The organism is Pseudomonas asplenii (assembly GCF_900105475.1).
In the GTDB taxonomy this organism is placed as follows: domain Bacteria; phylum Pseudomonadota; class Gammaproteobacteria; order Pseudomonadales; family Pseudomonadaceae; genus Aquipseudomonas; species Aquipseudomonas asplenii.
Genome location: NZ_LT629777.1, coordinates 1,309,260 through 1,330,614, shown reverse-complemented (window position 1 = coordinate 1,330,614; position 21,355 = coordinate 1,309,260). Strand labels below are relative to the sequence as shown.

Here is a 21,355-nt window from a genome sequence, read left to right as displayed (position 1 = left end):
TGCCAGACTACCCCACGGTTCCGAGTTGCCCGGAATCGGCCGCCGAACAGCTGGTTTAAAAGAAAAATTGGAGCATGACGCATGAAGGCATTAGGTTTGAAGAACGCTGGCAAGACTCTCCTGGCCCTGTCCATGGCCGGAGCGATAGCCGGTGCCGCTCACGCGGACGATAAAGTGCTGCACGTTTACAACTGGTCCGACTACATCGCACCGGACACCATCGCGAACTTTGAAAAAGAGTCCGGGATCAAGGTTGTCTACGACGTATTCGACAGCAACGAAACCCTGGAAGCCAAGCTGCTGGCCGGCAAGTCCGGTTATGACATCGTGGTGCCGTCCAACAACTTCCTGGCCAAGCAGATCAAGGCCGGCGTCTATCAGACATTGGACAAGTCCAAGCTGTCGAACTACGACAACCTGAACAAGTCGCTGCTCAAGGCGGTTTCGGTCAGCGACCCGGGCAACCAGCACGCCTTCCCGTACATGTGGGGCTCGATCGGCATCGGCTACAACCCGGAGAAGGTCAAGGCCGCGCTGGGCGTGGACAAGATCGATTCCTGGGACACCCTGTTCAAGCCGGAAAACATCGCCAAGCTCAAGAGCTGCGGCGTGAGCTTCCTCGATTCGCCGACCGAGATGATCCCGGTGGCGCTGCACTACCTGGGTCTGCCGACCGACAGCCAGAAGAAGGAAGACATCAAGAAGGCCGAGGATCTGTACCTGAAGATTCGTCCTTCGATCACCTACTTCCACTCGTCCAAGTACATCTCGGACCTGGCCAACGGCAACATCTGCGTGGCCGTCGGCTACTCGGGTGACATCCAGCAGGCCAAATCCCGTGCTGCCGAAGCCGGTGACAAGGTGAAAGTCAGCTACGTCATTCCCAAGGAAGGCGCTGGCAGCTTCTACGACATGGTCGCCATTCCGAAAGACGCCGAAAACGTCGATGGTGCCTACAAGTTCATGAACTACCTGCTCAAGCCGGAAGTCATGGCGGCGATCACCGACAGCGTGCGTTTCCCGAACGGTAACGAGAAGGCCACGGCACTGGTCGACAAGAGCATCACCAGCGATCCGGGCATCTACCCACCTGCCGACGTGCAGGCCAAGCTCTACGCCATCGCCGACCTGCCGGCCGCGACCCAGCGTGAGCTGACCCGCAGCTGGACCAAGATCAAGTCGGGCAAGTAAGCGGCCTGAGATAACACCGTTCCACCTGCAGGAGCCGGGCTTATCCGGGCATCGGTTCCTGCAGGATAAATATCAATCAAAGAAAACTTTTGCTGGATCGGCTTATCGAGGGTAAGTTGCGCGCCGGTTTTGTCATCGGGCGGTTATCGCGCCATAGGGCCCGGGCAACTCAGGCCCAACTATTGAGAGGACCTCAAAGTGTCTATTTCTTTGTTTCGCAAGACTTTGCTGGTTGGCGCAGGCCTGACGCTGGCGGTCAGTGCCCAGGCTGCACCGACTGTGCATATTTATAACTGGTCCGATTATATCGGCGAGAACACCCTGGCCAATTTCGAGAAGGCCACCGGCATCAAACCGGTGTATGACGTCTTCGATTCCAACGAAACCCTGGAAGGCAAGTTGCTGGCCGGCCATACCGGGTATGACGTGGTGGTGCCGTCCAACCACTTCCTCGGCAAGCAGATCAAGGCCGGCGCCTTTCAGAAACTCGATAAATCGCTGCTGCCCAACTACGCCAACCTCGACCCGGCGCTGATGAAGCGCCTGGAGAAGAACGACCCGGGCAACCAGTACGCGGTACCGTACCTGTGGGGCACCAACGGTATCGGTTACAACGTCGAGAAGGTCAAGGCGGTGCTGGGCGTCGACAAGATCGACTCCTGGGCGATGCTGTTCGAGCCGGAAAACATCAAGAAGCTCTCCAGTTGTGGCGTGGCATTCCTCGATTCCGCCGACGAGATGCTTCCGGCGGTGCTGAACTACATGGGCCTGAGCCCCAACAGCACCAACGAGAAGGATTACAAGCTGGCCGAGGAAAAGCTGCTCAAGGTTCGCCCCTACGTCACCTACTTCAACTCCTCCAAGTACATTTCGGACCTGGCCAACGGCGAGATCTGCGTGGCGGCCGGTTTCTCCGGCGATATCTTCCAGGCCAAGAAGCGCGCCGAAGAGGCGAAGAAAGGCGTCGATATCGCCTACGTGATTCCCAAGGAAGGCGGCAACCTCTGGTTCGACATGCTGGCGATCCCCAAGGATGCCGGCAACGTCAAGGAGGCCCACGCTTTCATCAACTATCTGCTGCAACCTGAGGCGATTGCCGAGGTCAGCGATTATGTCGGCTATGCCAACCCGAACCCAAAGGCTGGCGAACTGATGGATCAGTCCGTGCGTACCGATGAAGCGGTTTACCCACCGCAGGCTGTAGTGGACAAGCTGTACGTCAACTCGGAACTACCCCCGAAAATCCAACGTGTGATGACTCGTAGCTGGACCCGGATCAAGTCGGGCAAATAGTCCGTGGGCCCTCGGGTCAAACCATTCAATGCTGGGCCGTCAGGGCCTTGCGGTTAAATTTTGTTGGGAGTTTTGCACATGGCTGTTGCCTCCGGCGCCTACAAGAAAGCCCTCGAAGGCGACCAATCACCCAAGCAGGTGTTGGTCAAGATCGACCGGGTTACGAAGAAGTTCGATGAGACGATCGCCGTGGACGATGTGTCCCTGGAAATCAGGAAAGGCGAGATCTTCGCCCTGCTTGGTGGCTCGGGCTCGGGTAAATCCACCTTGCTGCGCATGCTCGCCGGTTTCGAGCGGCCGACCGAAGGCCGGATCTACCTGGATGGCGTGGACATCACCGACATGCCGCCCTACGAGCGGCCGATCAACATGATGTTCCAGTCCTATGCCCTGTTCCCACACATGACCGTGGCCCAGAACATTGCCTTTGGCTTGCAGCAGGACAAGATTCCGAAAGCCGAAATCGACGCCCGTGTGGCCGAGATGCTCAAGCTGGTGCAGATGAGCCAGTACGCCAAGCGCAAGCCGCACCAGTTGTCCGGTGGCCAGCGCCAGCGTGTGGCCCTGGCCCGTTCCCTGGCCAAGCGGCCGAAACTGTTGCTGCTCGACGAGCCCATGGGTGCTCTGGACAAGAAGCTGCGTTCGCAGATGCAGCTTGAGCTTGTCGAGATCATCGAGCGCGTCGGCGTGACCTGCGTCATGGTGACCCACGATCAGGAAGAGGCCATGACCATGGCCGAGCGGATCGCCATCATGCACCTGGGCTGGATTGCCCAGATCGGCAGCCCGATCGACGTCTACGAGACCCCGACCAGCCGTCTGGTCTGTGAGTTCATCGGTAACGTCAACCTGTTCGACGGTGAAGTGGTCGATGACGCCGAAGGTTATGCGCGCATCGCCTGCCCGGAGTTGGAGCGCAATATTTACGTCGGGCACGGCGTGAGTACGTCGGTCCAGGACAAGCACGTGACCTACGCGATCCGCCCGGAGAAGCTGCTGGTCACCACCACCCAGCCGCAGTGCGAGCACAACTGGTCGCGCGGCAAGGTTCACGATATCGCCTACCTGGGCGGTCACTCGGTGTTCTACGTCGAGTTGCCGAGCGGCAAGCTGGTGCAATCCTTCGTCGCCAACGCCGAACGCCAGGGCACCCGGCCGACCTGGGGCGATGAAGTGTTCGTCTGGTGGGAAGACGACAGCGGCGTGGTACTGCGCTCATGAACATGCGAAAGTTCAAGCGCCGGCTGCACCGTATAATCCCTTCCGGCCGTCATGTGGTCATCGGGATTCCTTTTCTCTGGCTGTTTCTGTTCTTCATGCTGCCGTTCTTCATCGTCCTGAAGATCAGCTTCGCAGAAGCGGACGTGGCGATTCCGCCCTACACCGAGATCTATACCTTCGTCGAACAGAAGCTGCAGCTGATTCTGAACCTCGGCAACTATGCGATGCTGGGCGACGACGACCTGTACCTGGCAGCCTACCTGGGTTCGTTGAAGATGGCCTTCATCAGCACGCTGTTGTGCCTGCTGATCGGCTATCCGATGGCCTATGCCATCGCCAGTGCGCGCAAGGAAGTGCAGACCGTGCTGGTGCTTCTGATCATGATGCCGACCTGGACCGCGATCCTGATCCGCGTCTATGCCTGGATGGGCATCCTCAGCAACAACGGGCTGCTCAATGGCTTCCTGATGTGGACCGGGCTGATCAGCGAACCGCTGCAGATCCTCAACACCAACCTGGCGGTGTACATCGGCGTGGTCTATTCGTACCTGCCGTTCATGATCCTGCCGCTCTACGCCAACCTGGTGAAGCACGATGCCAGCTTGCTGGAGGCCGCCTCGGACCTGGGGTCGAGCACCTTCAACAGCTTCTGGAAGATCACTGTACCGCTGTCGAAGAACGGCATCATCGCCGGCTGCATGCTGGTGTTCATCCCGGTGGTCGGCGAATTCGTGATCCCCGAGCTGCTCGGCGGTCCGGAAACCCTGATGATCGGCAAGGTGCTGTGGCAAGAGTTCTTCAACAACCGTGACTGGCCGGTGGCTTCCGCCCTTGCCGTGGTGATGCTGGCGATCCTGATCGTGCCGATCATCCTGTTCAACCGCAGTCAGGCCAAGGAAATGGAGGGCAGGGCATGAAGCGCTTCGGTTTCTCGAAACTGATGCTGGTGGTGGGTCTGCTGTTCATCTACCTGCCGATGCTGATTCTGGTGATCTACTCGTTCAACGCCTCCAAGCTGGTGACGGTGTGGGGCGGCTGGTCGGTGAAGTGGTACGTCGGCCTGCTCGACAACACGCAACTGATGGGCTCGGTCGCCCGCTCGCTGGAAATCGCCTGCTACACCGCTATTGCGGCGGTGGCACTGGGCACCCTGGCGGCGTTCGTGCTGACCCGGATCACCCGCTTCAAGGGCCGCACGCTGTTTGGTGGCCTGGTCACCGCGCCGTTGGTGATGCCGGAAGTGATCACCGGCCTGTCGCTGTTGCTGCTGTTCGTGGCCATGGCGCAGATGATCGGCTGGCCCCAGGAGCGTGGCATCGTCACGATCTGGATCGCCCACACGACCTTCTGCTCGGCCTACGTGGCGGTGGTGGTGTCGGCGCGTCTGCGCGAGTTGGACCTGTCCATCGAAGAGGCGGCCATGGACCTGGGCGCGCGGCCGTGGAAGGTATTCTTCCTGATCACCATTCCGATGATCGCGCCGTCGCTGGCGGCGGGCGGCATGATGTCGTTTGCCCTGTCGCTGGATGACCTGGTGCTGGCCAGCTTCGTGTCCGGGCCGGGTTCGACCACCCTGCCGATGGAAGTGTTCTCGGCGGTGCGCCTGGGCGTGAAGCCGGAGATCAACGCGGTGGCGAGTCTGATCCTGCTGGCAGTGTCGCTGGTGACCTTCCTGGTCTGGTACTTCAGCCGCCAGGCCGAAGAACGTCGGCGCAAGGCGATCCAGCAGGCCATCGAGGAGAGTGCGGCGGATTCCTGGAAGCAGCCGGACGTGCGGCGGCCATCGGCGGCAGCGCAAGCTTCGTAACTTTCCTATCGGTACGTGTTGTGTCGATTGTGGAAACCGGCTTGCTGGCGATAGCGATTTCGCCATCGCCGCCGAAGGCGCTGAATGGCCGCCTTCGGCGGATCGCCAGCAAGCCGGCTCCCACAGAGGTTTCATTCAGCCCACGGTGAACGCCGGATCACTTCGACGAAATTCATCGGCTTGAAACTCGTATCCTTGTCTTTCAAGACGTCGGTCTTGACGTTGCCGAAGGTGGTCTGCGGACGATGGCGCAAACCATCGGCAAACGCGCAGATAATGCACTCCTTGAACCCTTCACCCCGTGGATGCGCATGCACCACCGCTTCACGCTGCGCGGTGGGAAACGCCGCGTAGTCCATGCCCAGCACATCCATCTCCACCCCTGCGGTCACCAGGGCCACGGTCGGCCGCAGATATTGGGGCACGCCCGGCGTGGTGTGCAGGGCAATCGACAGCCAGACCTGCTCGATATCGTCATCCGACAACCCATAGGGCTGCATGAAGGCCTTGGCCGCGTTGGCTCCGTCGACTTCGAAGCGGTCATTGTCGCTGCGCAGGCCCTCGACCAGGCCCAGGTCGTGGAACATCGCGCCGATGTAAAGCAGCTCCGGGTTGTACGCCAGTTGCTTGCGCTCGCCGCTCAGGGCGCCGAACAGGAATACTCGGCGCGAGTGGTGGTAGAGCAGGTCGCTCTCCACATCGCGGATGTATTCGGTGGCCGCCCTGGCCAGCGCGCTGTCGGGTATCTGGATGCCGGCGATGGTGTTGCTCATGGTGGTGACTCCTGTGGCGAGCGCCGCAGTGGCGCCGATGGAATCAGTCTGGCGTTGTGTGGGTTTGGCTGCTATCGATACAGGGTGACGATTCCAGCCATTCGCGGCAGGTTTCGCGCCAGCGGCCGGATGTGCCTCGTATCCCGGCGGGGCTTTGGTTACCGTAGGCCCGGTTCGGCGATTTCTCGTTTGATCTGAAAGAGGCTTGTTCCATGACCCGCACCGTCGCTGTCATCGTGTTTTCCGGCGTCCAGTCCCTGGATGTCAGCGGGCCGATGGACGTGTTCGCCGAGGCCAACCGCTTCCTGCCGCCCGAGGCCGGATATCGCCTGGAGGTGATTGGCGTCGAGCGCGGTTGGGTTCCTTGCTCGAATGGCTTGGCGATCCAGGCGCACCGACATTTCAGCGAAGCGCCGGGACGCTATGACCTGCTGTTGTGTGCCGGCGGGCCGAGCTTGCCGGGGTTGGACTTCGGTGCCGAGTTCCATGCCTGGCTACGGTCCGCCGTTGCCCGTGCCGGACTGTTCGGCTCGATCTGCAATGGTGCGTTCATGCTGGCGCGGGCCGGGCTGCTGGAGGGGCGCACGGTGACCACCCACTGGAGCGACGCCCAGGCATTGGCCGAGCTGTGCCCGACGGCGCGGGTTGAGGCCGATCGCCTGTATGTGCAGGATGGCGAGCTGTTCACCTCGGCGGGGGTAACGGCGGGTATCGACCTGTCGCTGTACCTGCTGTCCCGGGAGCAGGGCAGCGAGATCGCCTTGAGCGTGGCCCGGCGGCTGCTGGTGTTCACCCAACGCTCGGGCGGGCAGTCGCAGTTCAGTCCCTACCTGACGCCCCATGCCGAACCGGGCTCGCTGGTTGCCCAGGTGCAGGTGTATGTACTGACGCATCTGGCTGCGGACCTGAGCATTGCCGAGCTGGCGAAGGTGGCGAACATGAGTGCACGGAACTTTTCCCGGGTGTTCGTCCGGGAAAGCGGGGCGACCCCGGCGGAGTTCGTCGAAAGCGCGCGTGTGGATGCGGCGCGGGTGCTGCTGGAAGGCGGCGGGGCGCCATTGAAGACCATTGCCTACGAGTGCGGGTTTCGTGATGCGCACCATATGCGCAGTGTGTTCCAGCGACGGCTGGGGGTGAGTGCGCAGCAGTTTCGGCAGAACTTTGCGGGGTTGGCTTGAGGTGCTGTGGTGGGCTTGAGGGCCTCTTCGCGGGCAAGTCGGATCGCCGCACCGCCTGCTCCTGCCTGAAAGCTTGTTGAGCCATTCGCACTTGGGCTTGAGCGATATTGCACCACAGTCTGACTACTTGTTGCCTGGCACCAGCCTCAGCACACCGCGGGTGTTGGCCGATACCTCGACCTCGTTCATGCGCACCTGCTCGTAGCCACCCTCGACGTAGGTTTCGGCCTGGTCGCTGTAGTGCTTGTCGAACAACACGCCGCTCTGGCCTACCGGGTTGATGGTCAGGCCGTGGTCCGGGTCGGCGAAGTCGATCAGGCGTCGGGTCGAGGGGCCGTAGGTCACCGGCCACGGTGCCGGGCCGATTTTTGCCGAGAGGTTGTTCGGCACTTCGTGGGTGCCCGGCGCATCGAACGGGCCGACGTTGAACAGCGTGTCCAGCGGCTTCTGCCGGCCCAGCGGATGGCCGTGGGTCAAGGTGTGCGCCTTGCCCCAGACCCAGCCGCCGCTGTTGTCACCGTAGGTTTGCCTGAGATGGGCCAGGGTTGCCTGCCAGGCCTGTTTCACGACCTCATTGCGATTGCCGTTCCACCACGGTGAGTGCTCGTCGGCCGCCAGGCGTGGCAGCGCGGCATCTACCACACGGGTGCTGGTCAGGGTGCTGAAGTAGGCATCGCCCAGCTTGTCATACATGGCGGCGCGGGCCAGCTCGTAGAGGAACTGGTTGAACAGCGTGGCGCTGGTGGAACTCATCGGGTAGTCGCCCTTCCAGGTCGCCAGTTGCTCCACCAGCTTGAGTTCGGCCGGGTCCTTCGTTGCTGCGCGCAACGCTGGCAGCAGCGGCTTGAGCAACCGTGGGCCGTAGTCGGTGGTGGTGCCCAGTTGTAGTTTCTGGCTGTTCTCCAGGCTCCAGCGCACGCTGGTGTCGGCCAATTGCCGGTTCAACTGCTGGCCGCGATCGGCCAGGTTGTAGTAGCCGGGAATCACCATGCCGGTGGGTGAGGCCGGCTGGCTGTTGGCCGACACGATGTAGCCGCGCGGCGGGTTTTCTTCCTGCGGATTGGCGCTGAAGGGATAGAAACCGCCCTTGTCCGCCTCGGCGGTGCTGCCGTCGAGGATGAACGCCGGATTGACCCCCTCCGGCCGCTTGGGCAGCAGTGCAGCGGCCCACCAGCCGATATCACCCTTGGCGTTGGCCCACATCAGGTTCAGGCCGGGTGCATGGATTCGGCTGGCGGCTTCGCGGGCTTTATCCAGGGTGTCGGCGCGGTTGAGTTCGTAGAAACCCTGCAGGATCGGGTTGGGGGTTTCGAGAAACGCCCACCACATGGCGATCGGCTTCGTCCCGGCATTGGCGCCGATCACATCGTTGACGATCGGACCATGGGGCGAGCGCAGCAGTGTGATAGTCACCGGCGCCTGGCCCTTGACCGCGATCTGCTCTTCGCTGCGGGTCATCTCGACCCACTGGCCGTGGTACCAGACCTGGTTGGGGTGGTCGGGATTGGTCTTTTCGGCGATCAGGTCCAGGTCGTCGTTCTGGAACATGGTCAGGCTCCAGCCGAAGGCCGCGTTGTTGCCGAGGAAGGCGAACGGCACCAGCGCCTGGTGATAGCCATACAACTCGAAGTTCGGTGCCGAGAGTTGCGCCTCGTACCACACGGCGGGGGTCGAGAAGGCGATATGTGGGTCGCCGGCCAGCAGTGGCTTGCCACTCTTGGTCCGGCTGCCGGACACCGCCCAGGCGTTGCTGCCCTCGAACTGCGGCACGCCGGCATCGCGCAGCGCCTGCTCGCTGACCCGTGCCAGTGCGCCGAGGCTTTTCCAGTCGGCATCGGTCAGCGGCGTTGCTGAACCGAGCATGCCCTGGGGACGCCATTCCAGGTCGAACACCTTGAGGTAGTCGGCCCCGAGCTTGTCGCGTACATAGGTCAGCAGCGGCTCGGTGCGGAACGCGGCAGCGAAGCTGTAGGACATGTAGCCGGCGATGCTGATGGTGTCTTCGGCGGTGAAGGGCCGCGGCTGGATCCCCAGCAGGTCGAACTCGATCGGTCTGGCATGGCTGGCCTGGTACTGGTTGATGCCGTCCAGATAGGCTTGCAGGGCCTTCCAGGCCGGCGATTGCGGGTCCAGCCGGGCGACGTATTGGGCGGCATGCTCGCGAATGCGCAGGCTGCGGAACAGCTTGTCGGTTTCCAGGGTCTTGGGCCCGAGGACTTCGGACAACTCGCCACGGGCCAGGCGCCGGACGATCTCCATCTGGAACAGACGGTCCTGGGCATGTACATAACCCAGGGCGCGATACAGATCGGTCTCCGACTCGGCACGGATATGCGGCACGCCGCGCTCGTCGTAGCGCACGGTGACCGGCCCCTGCAGGTTGCCCAGCGTGACCTGGCCCTGGCGTGTCGGCAGTTTGCTCTGGACGTACCAGGTGCCGCCGGCGGTCACGGCGGCGATCAGGACGGCGAGAACGGTCATGCTGCGTTTCATGCGGGGTTCCTTGTGACGGTCGGGGCTGCCGAGGCTCAGCCGCTAAGGTGTAGCACAGCCCGGCAGGCAGGTGCATCGCACCGCGTGGCGATGACGCTAAAAAGTTTGGTTCGCCATGATCATGGGCCGGGCGCTTGCCAGGCGCAGTAACAGCCTACCGCCATGTTGTGGGTGGCGTTCACTGAACGGCCCTCGCTGAGCGCCTGCAGGATCGGTTCGATGAAACTGTTGCCGGAGTTGCAGGTGGCGCCCTGGCTGTAGGGACCGAAGTAGGCCAGTTGGCCGTTGCGGTCCCAGATGGCCACTGCCGGGCTGACGCTCAGGTGTTCGGCGCCGGGCAGGCCCGGCAGTGGCCGGATTGCCTGCAGTGTACTCGGCAACTGGCCTTGGCTGCCGGGCTTCTGCACACCATAGAAATCCACGCCCAAGGGTGCAAAGCGCTCGATCAGTTCGGCCAGGTGTTGCTGGTTGCCGACATTGCACGGGCAGGCCGGGTCCCAGAAATGCACCAGGCGGATTTTCCCCGGGCCGGCCAGTTCGGCCGGCAAGCTCAGGCGGTCGCCGGAGAACAGCGCTGTCTGGTCGCTGAAGGCGCGAATATAACGCCCCTGGAACCAGTCGTAGGCGAACCACAGGCCCACCGCGCACATCACGACGAGCAGGCCGGCGAACAGGGTGTTGTGACGCGTCTGGGACATGGCGATCGGGTCCTTGAAGGTCACGTAGCTTGCCATGCCTGCCCTGACAGAAGAATATCGTAGATCAGTAAAACGCCTCGGCGTTACCGTACCTTTGCCTGGAGGCTGTTCATGCCCGCCACCTTCGACCCCGATTCCCTGCGTGCCAGTTTGCGCCCGCTGGCCGATGCACAGCCGTTGTCACCGGCGGCGCAGGCCTATCAGCGTTTCTACGGTCTGGACCTGCCCCAGCGCAGCACACCGTTCACCAGTCGCCTCGGCGGTTTCAGCAGCGGCGCCTTCGCATTGGTCAGCCAGCTCTGGCTGCCACCGGAGCCGGTGGCGACGCTGTTCCTGTTCCACGGTTTCTATGACCACATGGGGCTGTACCGCAATGTCATCGACTGGGCCCTGGACCGCGGCTTCGCGGTGATTTCCTGCGACCTGCCGGGCCACGGCCTGTCCAGTGGCGAGCGGGCCAGCATCGAGGACTTCGCCGAGTACCAGCGGGCCTTGCAGGGGCTGTTCGAGGAAGCCCGGTCGCTTGATCTGCCGCAACCCTGGCATCTGTTCGGCCAGAGCACGGGCGGCGCGATCGTGGTCGACCACCTGCTCAAACATGGCCTGGACAGCCCAGCCCAAGGCCAGGTGGTGCTGCTCTCGCCACTGGTGCGGCCAAGGGCCTGGGGATGGTCGAAGCTCAGTTATCACCTGCTCCGGCCCTTCGTCAAAGGCATTGCCCGGCGCTTCAGCGAGAACACCCATGACCCGGCGTTCATGCCCTTTCTGCAGGCCGATCCGCTGCAACCGCAACGTCTGCCGACCGCCTGGGTCGGCGCCCTGGCCCGCTGGATTCCGGGTATTGAAGGCGCCACGGCGAGCCCTCGGCGGCCTCTGATCGTCCAGGGCGACGGTGACATGACCGTCGATTGGCAACACAACCTGGCGGTGCTGCGCAGCAAGTTCGACCAGCCCGAGGTGTTCATGCTGGAACAGGCCCGGCATCACCTGGCCAATGAGCTTCCCGAATACCGCGAACGCTATTTCAGCTTTCTCGGCGCCCACTTCTGATCGAGGTCCCCATGACCGAACGCCTGCCACACCGTGGTGATTACCGTCACTTCCAGCCGATCACCACGCGCTGGCACGACAATGACGTCTACGGTCACGTGAACAACGTCACCTACTACAGCTTTTTCGATACGGCGGTGAATACCTTCCTGATCGAACAGGGTGGCCTGGACATCCACGACGGCGAGGTGGTCGGTTTCGTGGTCAGTTCCGCCTGCGACTATTTCGCTTCGGTTGCCTTCCCCGAGCGCATCGAGATCGGCCTGCGGGTCGGCAAGCTGGGCAACAGCTCGGTGCAATACGAGTTGGCGGTGTTCAAGGCTGGCGAGGACGAGGCCTGTGCCGCCGGGCGCTTTGTCCACGTGTTCGTCGAGCGCACGAGCAACCGCCCGGCCTCGATCCCCGACGGCTTGCGCGGCGCTCTTCAATCGTTGATCTGAATGATTCCCTCGCGTACCGCGAATAGCACCAGCCCGGCAATGTCGTGAATCCGCAGCCGGTGCATGATCTGCGAACGGTGCGCCTCCACGGTCTTGATGCTCAGGCCGAGGCCCACGGCGATGGAGCGGGTGGTCTCGCCCCGGGCGATCAGCCGGAGGATCTCCAGTTGGCGCGCGGTCAAGGCAACATGGCTGGCCTTGGTGGCCGGCTCGTGGCTCTGCCTGACCGCCTGGTTGACCACCAGCGGTACCACCGCCGATGACAGGTACTGACCGCCATGGCGCAAGGCCTTGAGGGCCAGCTCCAGCTCCAGGACCGTCGCGGTCTTCAGCAGGTAGCCGTGGGCACCCAACTGCAGGCACTTCATCACGAAATGCGTGTCGGTGTGCATCGACAGCATCAGCACCTTGCTGTGCGGTGCACGCAACGACAGCTCCTTGAGCGCGGTGACGCTGTTCATGCGCTCCATCGACATGTCCAGCAGCACGATGTCCGGCTTGAGTCTGGAGGCCAGTTCGATGGCGGCCTGACCATCGCCCGCTTCGCCGACGACTTCGTATTCTTGTTGTTTTTCCAGCAAAGCCCGGATACCCGCACGAAACAGCGGGTAGTCGTCGGCAAGCAGTATTCGACAAAGCATAAGCTCTAGCCCATGGCGCAATAGATAGGGCACAACAGCCGAATGCGGCTGCCGCGGTTGTTCGTGTCTGGATGCCAACCCGGGATGCAATTTGCTTCAGGTATCGACCCATGGCGTCCACGGGCCGGCTCTTGTAAGGCTCGGCTCAGCCGTGGCGGTGGCTATCGCCAAAGTGCTGGATCAGTTTCGGCAGTTTCGCCAGGGGTTCGACGGCTTGTGCCGCGCCCATGCGGATCGCTTCCTTGGGCATGCCGAACACCACGCAACTGGCTTCGTCCTGGGCGACGGTACAGGCTCCGCTGTCACGCATGGCCAACAGGCCACGCGCACCATCGTCGCCCATGCCGGTCATGATGATGCCTAACGTATTGGCTCCGGCCTGGCGCGCCACCGAGCGGAACAGTACGTCCACCGAAGGCTTGTGCCGGTTGACGGGCGGACCGTCGAGCACTTCTACCTGATAGTGGGCGCCACTGCGTTTGAGCTGCATGTGCAAACCTCCGGGAGCGAGCAGCGCCAGGCCACTGTGGACGCGATCCAGATGCCTGGCCTCGCGCACTTCGATCTGGCACAGCTTGTCCAGGCGCCGGGCAAAGTCGGCGGTGAACTTCTCGGGCATGTGTTGAACGATGACAATCCCCGGGCAGTCACGTGGCAGTTGCCTGAGGATGAATTCCAGTGCCTGGGTGCCTCCGGTGGAACAGCCCAGGGCGACCACGCGGTCCGTGGTCCTGAGCACCGTCGGCAATGTGGGGGCTGATTCTGCGGGAGGGGGGCTGTGGCGAAGGGCCATAGGCCGTGCCCGGGCACTTTCCTCGACCTTGCGGATCAACTCGGTGGAGAGTTGTTCCAGGCTCTGGCGCAGGCCCAGCCGGGCCTTGGTGAACACCCCGACCGCACCGGCGGCGAGCGCCTCGACGCCGACCGCCGAGCCCTGCTCGGTGAGGGTCGAGCAGATCAGCGTGGGTGTCGGCCGTTCGGCCATGATCTGGCGCAGGAAGGTCAGGCCGTCCATGCGTGGCATCTCGACATCCAGGATCAACACATCCGGCCAGTCGCGGCGCATCTTGTCGATGGCGTACAGCGGGTCGGCCGCCTGGCCGATCACCTTGATGTTCGGATGGCTTTCCAGGCACTGGGTCAGTACCTGGCGGACCAGGGCCGAGTCGTCGACGATAAACACCCGGATCATCGTGATCTTGCCCCCAACTGCAGCGGCTGCACTTTGTTGCGTTGGCAGTCGATCACGCCGTTGCGGCCGTCGATATGCAGGCGGCGATAGTGCTGGCCGTCGAGGTCGCAATCATCGACCGCCCAGTTGCGCCGGTTGAACTGCTCGCGGGCGAAGGTGCTGTTGCTGTGGCCGACCCGGCGGCCCCGGGGGCCTTCGAAGCGCACCAGGCTGCCACCGCCGAAAATGCCCTTGCGGTATTCGCCGGGGTGAGTGCCGTGGCGTTGCATGTCGGCCTGGATACGCCGGAAGACGCCTTCGCCGTAGCGGGTGTCGAGGCCGCCGCGGGCCATTGGGTCAGTCGGCAGCAGGTAATGCGAGACCGCCAGCAGGCGCCAACGCGGATGCCAGAGCGTGATCGCCACGCAACTGCCGAGCAGGGTGGTGACCCCGCCTTCGTGCTGGCCGAAGAAGTAGTCGCCGGGGCGCAGGAAAAGCGTTGAATTCATAGGCGTTCGTAGACCGACGGATTGAGCAGCCGCACCGGCAGGTCGAAGCCGTGGATGCTTTCCGCATGACCGATGAACAGCAGGCCACCGGGTCGCAACTGGTGGACCAGACGCTGGACGATGCGCTGCTTTTCTTCGTTGTTGAAATAGATCAGTACGTTGCGCAGGAAGATCACGTCGAACGGTCCGAGCCCTTCCGGCAGCGGCTGGACAATATTGATCTCGCGCAGGCTGACCCGCTCGCGCAGGGCCGCCTGGACCCGGAAGCGCCCGCGCATGTCAGCGACGCCGTTCAGGCAGTGGCGTTGCAGCCAGCCCTGGGGGAAGTACTTGGCCTGGGCCATGTCGTAGATGCCTTCGGCGGCTTTCTCCAGCATGCTCAGGCTGAGGTCGCTGGCCAGGATCGACCAGTCGCCACTGCGCAGGTGTTCCTGGATCACCATGGCCAGGCTATAGGGTTCTTCACCAGACGAACAGGCGGCGCTCCAGAACCTCAACGGGCCCTTGCGGGTGCTGAGCCAGTTGCCGAGAAAATCGAAGTGCGGCTGCTCGCGGAAGAAGTAGGTTTCGTTGGTGGTCAGCAGGTCGACCACCAACCGGCGCTCCTTGAGGTATGCCGGCTGGTCGAGCAGTTGCAGGTAGTCGGCATAGTTGTCGAGGCGGTAATGCCGCAGACGCTTCATCAGCCGGCCGGCCACCAGTGGGCGCTTGTTCGGCGCCATGACGATGCCCGAGGCCTGGGCCATCAGCGTCTGCAGGCGGCGGAACTCGCCGTCGCCCAGGGTCGGCAACTTGAGCTGACTGGACATTTCAGCTGCCCTGGACCACCGCCAGGCTGAGCTGGCGGATGTCATCCATGGACAGCACTTGCGGGATGTTCAGGATGATGGTGAAACCCTGTTCGTCACGGGCCATGCCGGCGATGAAGTCGGTGCGGATGCCGGCGCCGAAGGTCGGTGCGGCGACCACTTGCCGTGGGTCGATATCGAGCACCGCGTCCACCGCATCGACCACCAGGCCGATACGCTGGCTGAAATCTTCCAGTTCCAGCTCGATGATGACGATGCAGGTACGCTTGCCGACGGTGGTCGGTTCGAAACCGAAGCGCGTCGCCAGGTCGAGCACCGGCACCACGTTGCCGCGCAGGTTGATCACACCATGGATGAACGCCGGCATCATCGGTACGGCAGTGACGTCGCCGTATTCGATGATCTCGCGCACCAGATCGATGGGCACTGCGTAGGCGGCCTGGCGCACCCGGAACGACAGGTGCTGGATGCTCGACGCCAGGGCGGCGTCGGGCAGGCTTTCGAGTTCGCGGCTCGGGCTTGCAGTCATGATCCGGCCCTCAATTGAAACTCACGAACTGGCCTTCATCGACCGTCGAGCGGCCCTTGAAGCCGTCCCGTGGGCCATTGAGCGCGTAGCCGTCATTGCTGCGTGGGGTGGGCCGATAGCTGCTGGCAGACTCTTCCTCGAAACGGAAGAAACCGATCAGTTCCTGCAGTTGCCCGGCCTGGGCGTTCATTTCCTCGGCGGTGGCCGCCAGTTCCTCGGAGGCCGAGGCGTTCTGCTGGGTGATCTGGTTCATCTGGCCCATGGCGATATTGATCTGCCCGGCGGCGCCGCTCTGCTCCTGGGAGGCGGCGGTGATTTCCTGGACCAGATCGGAGGTCTTCTGGATGTTCGGCACGATCTCGTTGAGCAGGTGACCGGCCTGTTCGGCCAGTTGCACGCTGCTGGAGGCGACCTGGCCGATTTCCTGAGCCGCAACCTGGCTGCGTTCGGCCAGTTTGCGCACCTCGGCGGCGACCACCGCGAAGCCCTTGCCATGGTCGCCCGCGCGGGCGGCCTCGATGGCGGCGTTGAGCGCCAGCAGGTTGGTCTGGTAGGCGATGTCGTCGATGATGCTGATCTTGTCGGCGATCTGTTTCATCGCCAGCACCGTGTCGCCCACCGCGCCGCCGCCTTGCACGGCGTCATTGGCAGCCTTGCCGGCGATGCCGTCGGTGATCTTCGCACTTTCGGTGTTCTGCGCGATGGAGGCGGACATCTGCTCCACCGAGGCGCTGGTCTGTTCGACGCTGGCGGCCTGTTCGTTGGCGGCCTGGCTCAGCGACTGCGAGGTCGAACTGACCTGTTCCGACGCCGAGGACAGCGAGTCGGCGGCGCTGCGCACATCGCCGAGGATGCTGCGCAGGCGCAAGGTCATGTTCTGCATGGCGCCCAGCAACTGGCCGGTCTCGTCCTTGCTGGTGATCTCCAGGTCCTGGCTCAGGTCGCCGGCGGCCATGCGGTTGGCGGCGTCCACGGCACCGTTGAGCGGCCGGGTGATGCTGCGGGTCACCAGTACACCGATCAGCAGGCCGAGCAGGGTTGCGGCGATGACGAGGATGATCATCTGGGTCTGGGAGTTGGCGGCGATGTCGCTGATCTGCTGGTTGGCTTCGGCGGCACGCGCCTGTTTGCCGCGCGTCACCTCGCCCATCAGCCGGTCCACCACCTCGCTGGTGCTGACGGCCTTGGGCAGCAGATCGGTGATCTCGCTGCTTTCCTGCAACTGGCCGGATTGCTGGTGAGTGCTCAGGAGTTGATTGACCACACTTTCGTATTCCTTGAGCGGTACTTCGATTTTGTCGATCTGGGCCAGACCTTCCTTGGTGATAAAGGCCTTGCGGGCGTCGGCGATCAGTTTGCGGGTCTGATCAAGCGCGGCGCGGGCCTGCTTGGCAGCCTGCTCACGGTCAGCATGGCTGGTGGCGAGCAGGCTGTGACGCATCGCGCGGCCGACACTCACCAACTGGATATTGGCTTCCTGCATCTGGCTCAGCCCAGTGACATCAAGTTCGTACATGCGGTCCGACAAGTCATTGACCTGGGACAGGTTGCGGATGCCGATCACACCGATGACCCCGGTCAGCACCACTACCAGCAGGAAGCCCGCTGTCAGTCGGATGCCTATCTTCATGTTGCGGATGAACTGCATGGTTACTCTCCTGAAAGGCTAGGCAAAGGGGTATTGAGCGAATTGGTCGTGGGCTCGCCCGACGTCTGCAGGTGTCGGAACAGGCTGGCGATATCGAGGATCAGCGCGACCTGGCCGGAGCCGAGGATGGTGGAGCCGCTGATGCCGCGCAGGTGCTGGAACATCTGGCCGAGGGGCTTGATCACGGTCTGCAGTTCGCCCAGCAGTTGGTCGACAATCAGCCCGGCCTGCTGCCGGCCCTGGCTGACCACGACGATATTGCGCCGCCGGGCGGTGCTGGGCGTCAGACCGAAATGCCGGTCGAGGGCGATGCAGGGCAGGGGCTTGCCACGCAGGTTGAGGTAGCCCTGGCCCAGGCGTAGCCATTCGGGACTGGCCTCCATGCACTCGGTGACCATGTCCAGCGGAATGACGAAGTTGTCCTGGCCGACCCCGACCTGGAAGCCATCGATGATCGCCAGGGTCAGTGGCAGGCGAATGCGGAACGTGCAACCTGCGCCTGCGACCGAATCGATCTCGATCACCCCGCGCAACTGGTCGATGGCGCTGCGCACCACGTCCATGCCGACCCCTCGTCCGGAGAGGTTGGAGACCTGTTCGGCGGTGGAAAAGCCGGCCTCGAAGATCAGCAGGTGTATATCCGGATCGCTGAGCTGGGCATCCGGGTCGACCAGCCCCTTGTCGATGGCCTTGGTGAGAATCCGCGCGGTGTTCAGGCCGCGCCCGTCGTCGCTGACTTCGAGCACGATCATGCCTGAGTCGTGATAGGCATTGAGGCGCAGGTTGCCCTCGGCCGGCTTGCCGACGGCAAGGCGTTCGGCGGCCGACTCGATGCCGTGGTCGATGGCGTTGCGCACCAGGTGGGTCAGCGGGTCGGCGATCTTGTCGATCACCGACTTGTCCAGTTCGGTTTCCCCGCCGACCAGGCTCAACTGGATATTCTTACCCAGTTCCTGGCTGACATCGCGCACCACCCGGTAGAAGCGATTGAAGGTCTCGCCGACTTCCACCATGCGCAGTTTCAACGCCGCTTCGCGGATCTGCTCGACATGCTGGTGCACCGCCTGTGTGGCCTCCATGCAGCCGCTGTCAGTGCTGCGGCGAGCCTGCATCTGGGCACTGGCGGTGCTGATCACCAGTTCGCCGACCAGATTGATCAATTCGTCGAGTTTGTGTGCGGCGACCTTGAGCAGCGTCATGTCGAGGGTGCGGCGCTCGCGCGGGGTGGTGGTTCTGGGCACGGGCGTCAGGGCCGCCGGGACAGGCTCGGCGCCGGGTGCGCTCGCCACCGGCAGAACGGGTTCGAGGACGCTCAGGCGCAGTTCGCAGAAATCCTGGATGAACTCGAAAACGTCTTCGATCTCGGCCTGGCTGGCTGTCGTGAGCAACTGGAATTCGAATCCCAGGTGGCAGGTTTCCGGGTCCATCCGTTCCAGGGCCGGTATCGCGTCGGTGCGGGTCCGCAGTGCGACGACTTCGCCCAACCGCTTGAGATAGCGCAGGAAGGCCGCCGGGTCGAAGCCGTTGCGGAACAGCTCCTCGGAGAAGCTGATCGAGACCTGCCAGGTACGCTGATCCGCCAGCGTGGCGGGAGCGTCCAGCGCCACGGTCTGCTCCGATTCCTCTGCAGTACTGCCCTGAGCCTCGAACAGGGCGGCCAGCAACGGCGCCTGCCGGGTTTCGTCGGCATCGAGCAGGCCGCTGTCGGGATCGACGCGCTCGATCATCGCGTTCAACTCATCCATGCAGTTGAGCATCAGCGAGGTGAGTGCCGGGGTCAGCGCACGCTGGCCGTCGCGCACCGACATCAGCAGGCTTTCCAGGTGATGGGTGAGGTTGACCAGAGGTGTCAGCGAGAAGATCCCGGCCGAGCCCTTGAGCGTATGCACGGCACGAAACAGACCGTTGATCGCTTCCTGGTCATCGGGGCAGGTTTCCAGGCGCAGCAGACTGTCCTCGGCTTCCTTGAGCAGGTCGCGGCCTTCGCTGAGAAAGCCCAGCAGCAACTGGTTCCATTGTTCGCCACTGAGCATGGGTTCAGTCCTCGGTCGGGATGGCGGGGTACAGCGATTCCAGGTTCAGCAACGTCAGTAGTTCCTGGGCGGTGTCCGAGACCTGGCTGACGGTGGTGGGGTAGTCGATGGATGACAGCGCCCGCTGGATCGCCAGGAGCAATTGCGCCCCGGCGCTGTCCAGTTCGCTCAGGCCTCCCAGGTCCAGCTGCCACGGTCCCGGGGGCAGAGGCAGCAGGCCGAGCAACTGCTCGCGCGCCAGGCTGACTTCGTAGAGGGTCAGGTCGCCTTGCAGGTGCAGTTGTGCGGGCTTGCCGTCGGCAGCGGGAGTCAGCGAGAACATGGCGGGTTATCCCAGCAGTTTTTCGACGGCCGCCAGCAGTTGCTGCGGCTGGAATGGCTTGACGATCCAGGCCTTGGCCCCGGCGGCCTGGCCCTCGGCCTTCTTCGATTGCTCGCTTTCGGTGGTGAGCATGATGATCGGCGTGAAGCGGTACTCGTTGCGCGCCTTGACCTCTTTCACCAGGCCGATGCCGTCGAGGTTGGGCATGTTCACGTCACTGATGATCAGGTGGATTTTCTGCCCGGTCAGTTTGTTCAGGGCATCGCGGCCGTCGCAGGCCTCGATGACCTGGTGACCGGCACCGGTCAGGCTCATCTTCACCAGTTGGCGCATGGACAGGGAGTCGTCGACGATCAGGATGGTCTTGGCCATGTTCATCACTCTTGCAAAAGGGAAAACGGAGATACGCTAGAAGAAGGTCACATCGTCACCGGTTGCCACCTGGGTGCGACCTTGTCGCTCCTCGTCGGTGGTGAAGCGCTGGTGCTGGCGTTCGAGCCAGGCGGACGGATCATTGAGGCTGCGATCCTGGTCACGGATGGCGTCGAGCAGATGGGCCAGGTCGACCTGGACATGGTCGAGCATCTGGTCGGCCCGGTCCTGGAACTGCAGGTTGACCATGATCGCCTGGATGTCGGCCTGGGTGTCCCGGGCGTCACGTTGCAGGACGCGGGAGGCATCGGTCAGTTCGGTGAGGTTGTCGCCCAGGCGGGTCATGACCTGAGTCACCGCATGATTGAGGAAGTCCAGGTTGGCCTGTTCGCTGGTGCCCAGTTCGGCGGCGGCGGTGATGGTGGTCTGGATCGCGTGGTTGATCTCGCCGACCTTGGTGTCCATGCCCTGGCCGGTTTCGGCGGAGAGTGTCGAGAGCTTGCGCACTTCGTCGGCGACCACCGAGAAACCACGGCCGTACTCACCGGCACGCGCGGCCTCGATGGCGGCGTTGAGCGCCAGCAGGTTGGTCTGGTTGGCGATTTCCTGGACACGCTTGGCCATCTGCTGCAACTGGCTGGCGTAGTCGCCCAGGTGGCTGATGGTATCGAGCAGCTCGTGCTGGCGCTGGCTGCTGGCTTCGAAGGATTGGGTAACTTCGCGCAGGCGCTCATTGGCATCGCGCAGGCTTTCACCGACCCCGCCATTGCCCAGGATATTCTCGGAGCCATGCAGGCCGCCTTCCAGGCGTGTGGCGATGCTGGCGAAGCGTTCGAACAACTCGCTGATGTTGGCTTGCAGCAGTTGCCGACTCTGGCCGATGCCATCATTCCAGGCCGGTGCGATCACCGGCAGCAATGCCTGCAATTCGGCCGGCGCAGGGGTGGTATCGGGTGCTGGCGTAAGGGGAGGAGTGGCTGGATTGTTCGAGGATTTGACAATCTGCTGGGCCAGGGCACTGATGGCAATCAGTGCCAGACCGGCACCATTGAGCAGGGGTTGGGCGAGGATAAGCCCGATAACACTCAGCGCGATCCCTAACCAGACTCCAAGATAGATCCGCATGCATTGCTTCCATTGCATAGCTCAAGGTCGGCGGATCATATCGGTAGCATAT

Annotated in this window: 21 protein-coding genes; 8 read left to right on the top strand and 13 right to left on the bottom strand. The window is 63.0% G+C overall.

Translation table 11 applies throughout. From position 1 onward, the window contains the following. Nucleotides 1-96: 96 nt before the first annotated feature. The 5 genes from BLU37_RS06020 (at nt 97) to BLU37_RS06000 (ending at nt 5,512) form a co-directional block, all read left to right on the top strand. Nucleotides 97-1,191, top strand: coding sequence for a polyamine ABC transporter substrate-binding protein (locus BLU37_RS06020; protein WP_019361063.1), 1,095 nt, complete (start codon nt 97-99; stop codon nt 1,189-1,191). Between the two features lie 198 nt (nt 1,192-1,389). Next, nucleotides 1,390-2,484, top strand: coding sequence for a polyamine ABC transporter substrate-binding protein (locus BLU37_RS06015; RefSeq protein WP_010453324.1), 1,095 nt, complete (start codon nt 1,390-1,392; stop codon nt 2,482-2,484). Nucleotides 2,485-2,562: 78 nt separating this feature from the next. Further along, nucleotides 2,563-3,705, top strand: a complete 1,143-nt coding sequence (locus tag BLU37_RS06010) for an ABC transporter ATP-binding protein (RefSeq protein ID WP_090203149.1) — start codon at nt 2,563-2,565, stop codon at nt 3,703-3,705. A 35-nt stretch (nt 3,706-3,740) separates the two neighbouring features. Then, complete coding sequence (locus BLU37_RS06005) at nt 3,741-4,622, top strand: ABC transporter permease subunit (RefSeq protein WP_172833090.1); 882 nt, start codon at nt 3,741-3,743, stop codon at nt 4,620-4,622. After that, the gene (locus tag BLU37_RS06000; protein WP_090203146.1) at nt 4,619-5,512 is read left to right on the top strand and encodes an ABC transporter permease subunit; all 894 of its coding nucleotides are present in this window, start codon (nt 4,619-4,621) and stop codon (nt 5,510-5,512) included. Before BLU37_RS06005 ends, BLU37_RS06000 begins: the two co-directional genes overlap by 4 nt. A 131-nt stretch (nt 5,513-5,643) precedes the next feature. On the opposite strand, the gene BLU37_RS05995 is transcribed toward BLU37_RS06000, so the two are convergent. After that, a complete protein-coding gene (locus BLU37_RS05995; protein WP_010453328.1) occupies nt 5,644-6,285 on the bottom strand; it encodes an HD domain-containing protein in 642 nt (213 codons plus the stop codon). Nucleotides 6,286-6,497: 212 nt separating this feature from the next. On the opposite strand from BLU37_RS05995, the gene BLU37_RS05990 reads away from it, so the two are divergent. Next, the gene (locus BLU37_RS05990; protein ID WP_090203142.1) at nt 6,498-7,463 is read left to right on the top strand and encodes a GlxA family transcriptional regulator; all 966 of its coding nucleotides are present in this window, start codon (nt 6,498-6,500) and stop codon (nt 7,461-7,463) included. Nucleotides 7,464-7,586: 123 nt separating this feature from the next. Here the strand turns inward: BLU37_RS05990 and BLU37_RS05985 are convergent, their stop codons facing one another. Both BLU37_RS05985 and BLU37_RS05980 read right to left on the bottom strand, forming a co-directional pair. Beyond that, a complete protein-coding gene (locus BLU37_RS05985; RefSeq protein WP_090203139.1) occupies nt 7,587-9,956 on the bottom strand; it encodes a penicillin acylase family protein in 2,370 nt (789 codons plus the stop codon). A gap of 119 nt (nt 9,957-10,075) precedes the next feature. After that, nucleotides 10,076-10,690, bottom strand: a complete 615-nt coding sequence (locus BLU37_RS05980) for a DUF6436 domain-containing protein (protein ID WP_090203136.1) — start codon at nt 10,688-10,690, stop codon at nt 10,076-10,078. A 75-nt stretch (nt 10,691-10,765) separates the two neighbouring features. On the opposite strand from BLU37_RS05980, the gene BLU37_RS05975 reads away from it, so the two are divergent. Both BLU37_RS05975 and BLU37_RS05970 read left to right on the top strand, forming a co-directional pair. Next, nucleotides 10,766-11,704, top strand: coding sequence for a phospholipase BipL (locus BLU37_RS05975; RefSeq protein ID WP_090203134.1), 939 nt, complete (start codon nt 10,766-10,768; stop codon nt 11,702-11,704). An 11-nt stretch (nt 11,705-11,715) separates the two neighbouring features. Then, entirely contained in the window at nt 11,716-12,144 is a 429-nt protein-coding gene (locus tag BLU37_RS05970; RefSeq protein WP_090203131.1) for an acyl-CoA thioesterase, read from the top strand. Here the strand turns inward: BLU37_RS05970 and BLU37_RS05965 are convergent. From BLU37_RS05965 to BLU37_RS05920, 10 genes are all read right to left on the bottom strand, one after another. Beyond that, complete coding sequence (locus tag BLU37_RS05965) at nt 12,129-12,785, bottom strand: response regulator transcription factor (RefSeq protein WP_090203128.1); 657 nt, start codon at nt 12,783-12,785, stop codon at nt 12,129-12,131. The two genes, BLU37_RS05970 and BLU37_RS05965, sit on opposite strands and share 16 nt — an antisense overlap. A 145-nt stretch (nt 12,786-12,930) precedes the next feature. After that, nucleotides 12,931-13,977, bottom strand: coding sequence for a protein-glutamate methylesterase/protein-glutamine glutaminase (locus BLU37_RS05960; RefSeq protein ID WP_090203126.1), 1,047 nt, complete (start codon nt 13,975-13,977; stop codon nt 12,931-12,933). Continuing rightward, nucleotides 13,974-14,465, bottom strand: coding sequence for a chemotaxis protein CheD (locus tag BLU37_RS05955; protein WP_090203123.1), 492 nt, complete (start codon nt 14,463-14,465; stop codon nt 13,974-13,976). Before BLU37_RS05955 ends, BLU37_RS05960 begins: the two co-directional genes overlap by 4 nt. After that, complete coding sequence (locus tag BLU37_RS05950) at nt 14,462-15,274, bottom strand: CheR family methyltransferase (protein ID WP_010453344.1); 813 nt, start codon at nt 15,272-15,274, stop codon at nt 14,462-14,464. The genes BLU37_RS05955 and BLU37_RS05950 overlap by 4 nt, the downstream gene beginning before the upstream one ends. 1 nt (nt 15,275) lies before the next feature. Beyond that, the gene (locus tag BLU37_RS05945) at nt 15,276-15,803 is read right to left on the bottom strand and encodes a chemotaxis protein CheW (RefSeq protein WP_090203120.1); all 528 of its coding nucleotides are present in this window, start codon (nt 15,801-15,803) and stop codon (nt 15,276-15,278) included. 10 nt (nt 15,804-15,813) lie between these two features. Further along, on the bottom strand, nt 15,814-17,451 hold the full coding sequence (locus tag BLU37_RS05940) for a methyl-accepting chemotaxis protein (RefSeq protein ID WP_090203117.1): 1,638 nt from the start codon (nt 17,449-17,451) through the stop codon (nt 15,814-15,816). A 2-nt stretch (nt 17,452-17,453) separates the two neighbouring features. Next, a complete protein-coding gene (locus tag BLU37_RS05935) occupies nt 17,454-19,484 on the bottom strand; it encodes a chemotaxis protein CheA (RefSeq protein ID WP_090203114.1) in 2,031 nt (676 codons plus the stop codon). Between the two features lie 4 nt (nt 19,485-19,488). After that, nucleotides 19,489-19,806 (bottom strand): STAS domain-containing protein, encoded by a 318-nt coding sequence (locus tag BLU37_RS05930; RefSeq protein ID WP_090203112.1) that lies wholly within the window; start codon nt 19,804-19,806, stop codon nt 19,489-19,491. A 6-nt stretch (nt 19,807-19,812) separates the two neighbouring features. Then, nucleotides 19,813-20,178: a response regulator gene (locus BLU37_RS05925; protein WP_019361076.1), complete on the bottom strand. Its 366-nt coding sequence runs from the start codon at nt 20,176-20,178 to the stop codon at nt 19,813-19,815. Between the two features lie 36 nt (nt 20,179-20,214). Beyond that, complete coding sequence (locus tag BLU37_RS05920; RefSeq protein ID WP_090203110.1) at nt 20,215-21,303, bottom strand: methyl-accepting chemotaxis protein; 1,089 nt, start codon at nt 21,301-21,303, stop codon at nt 20,215-20,217. Nucleotides 21,304-21,355: the final 52 nt, after the last annotated feature.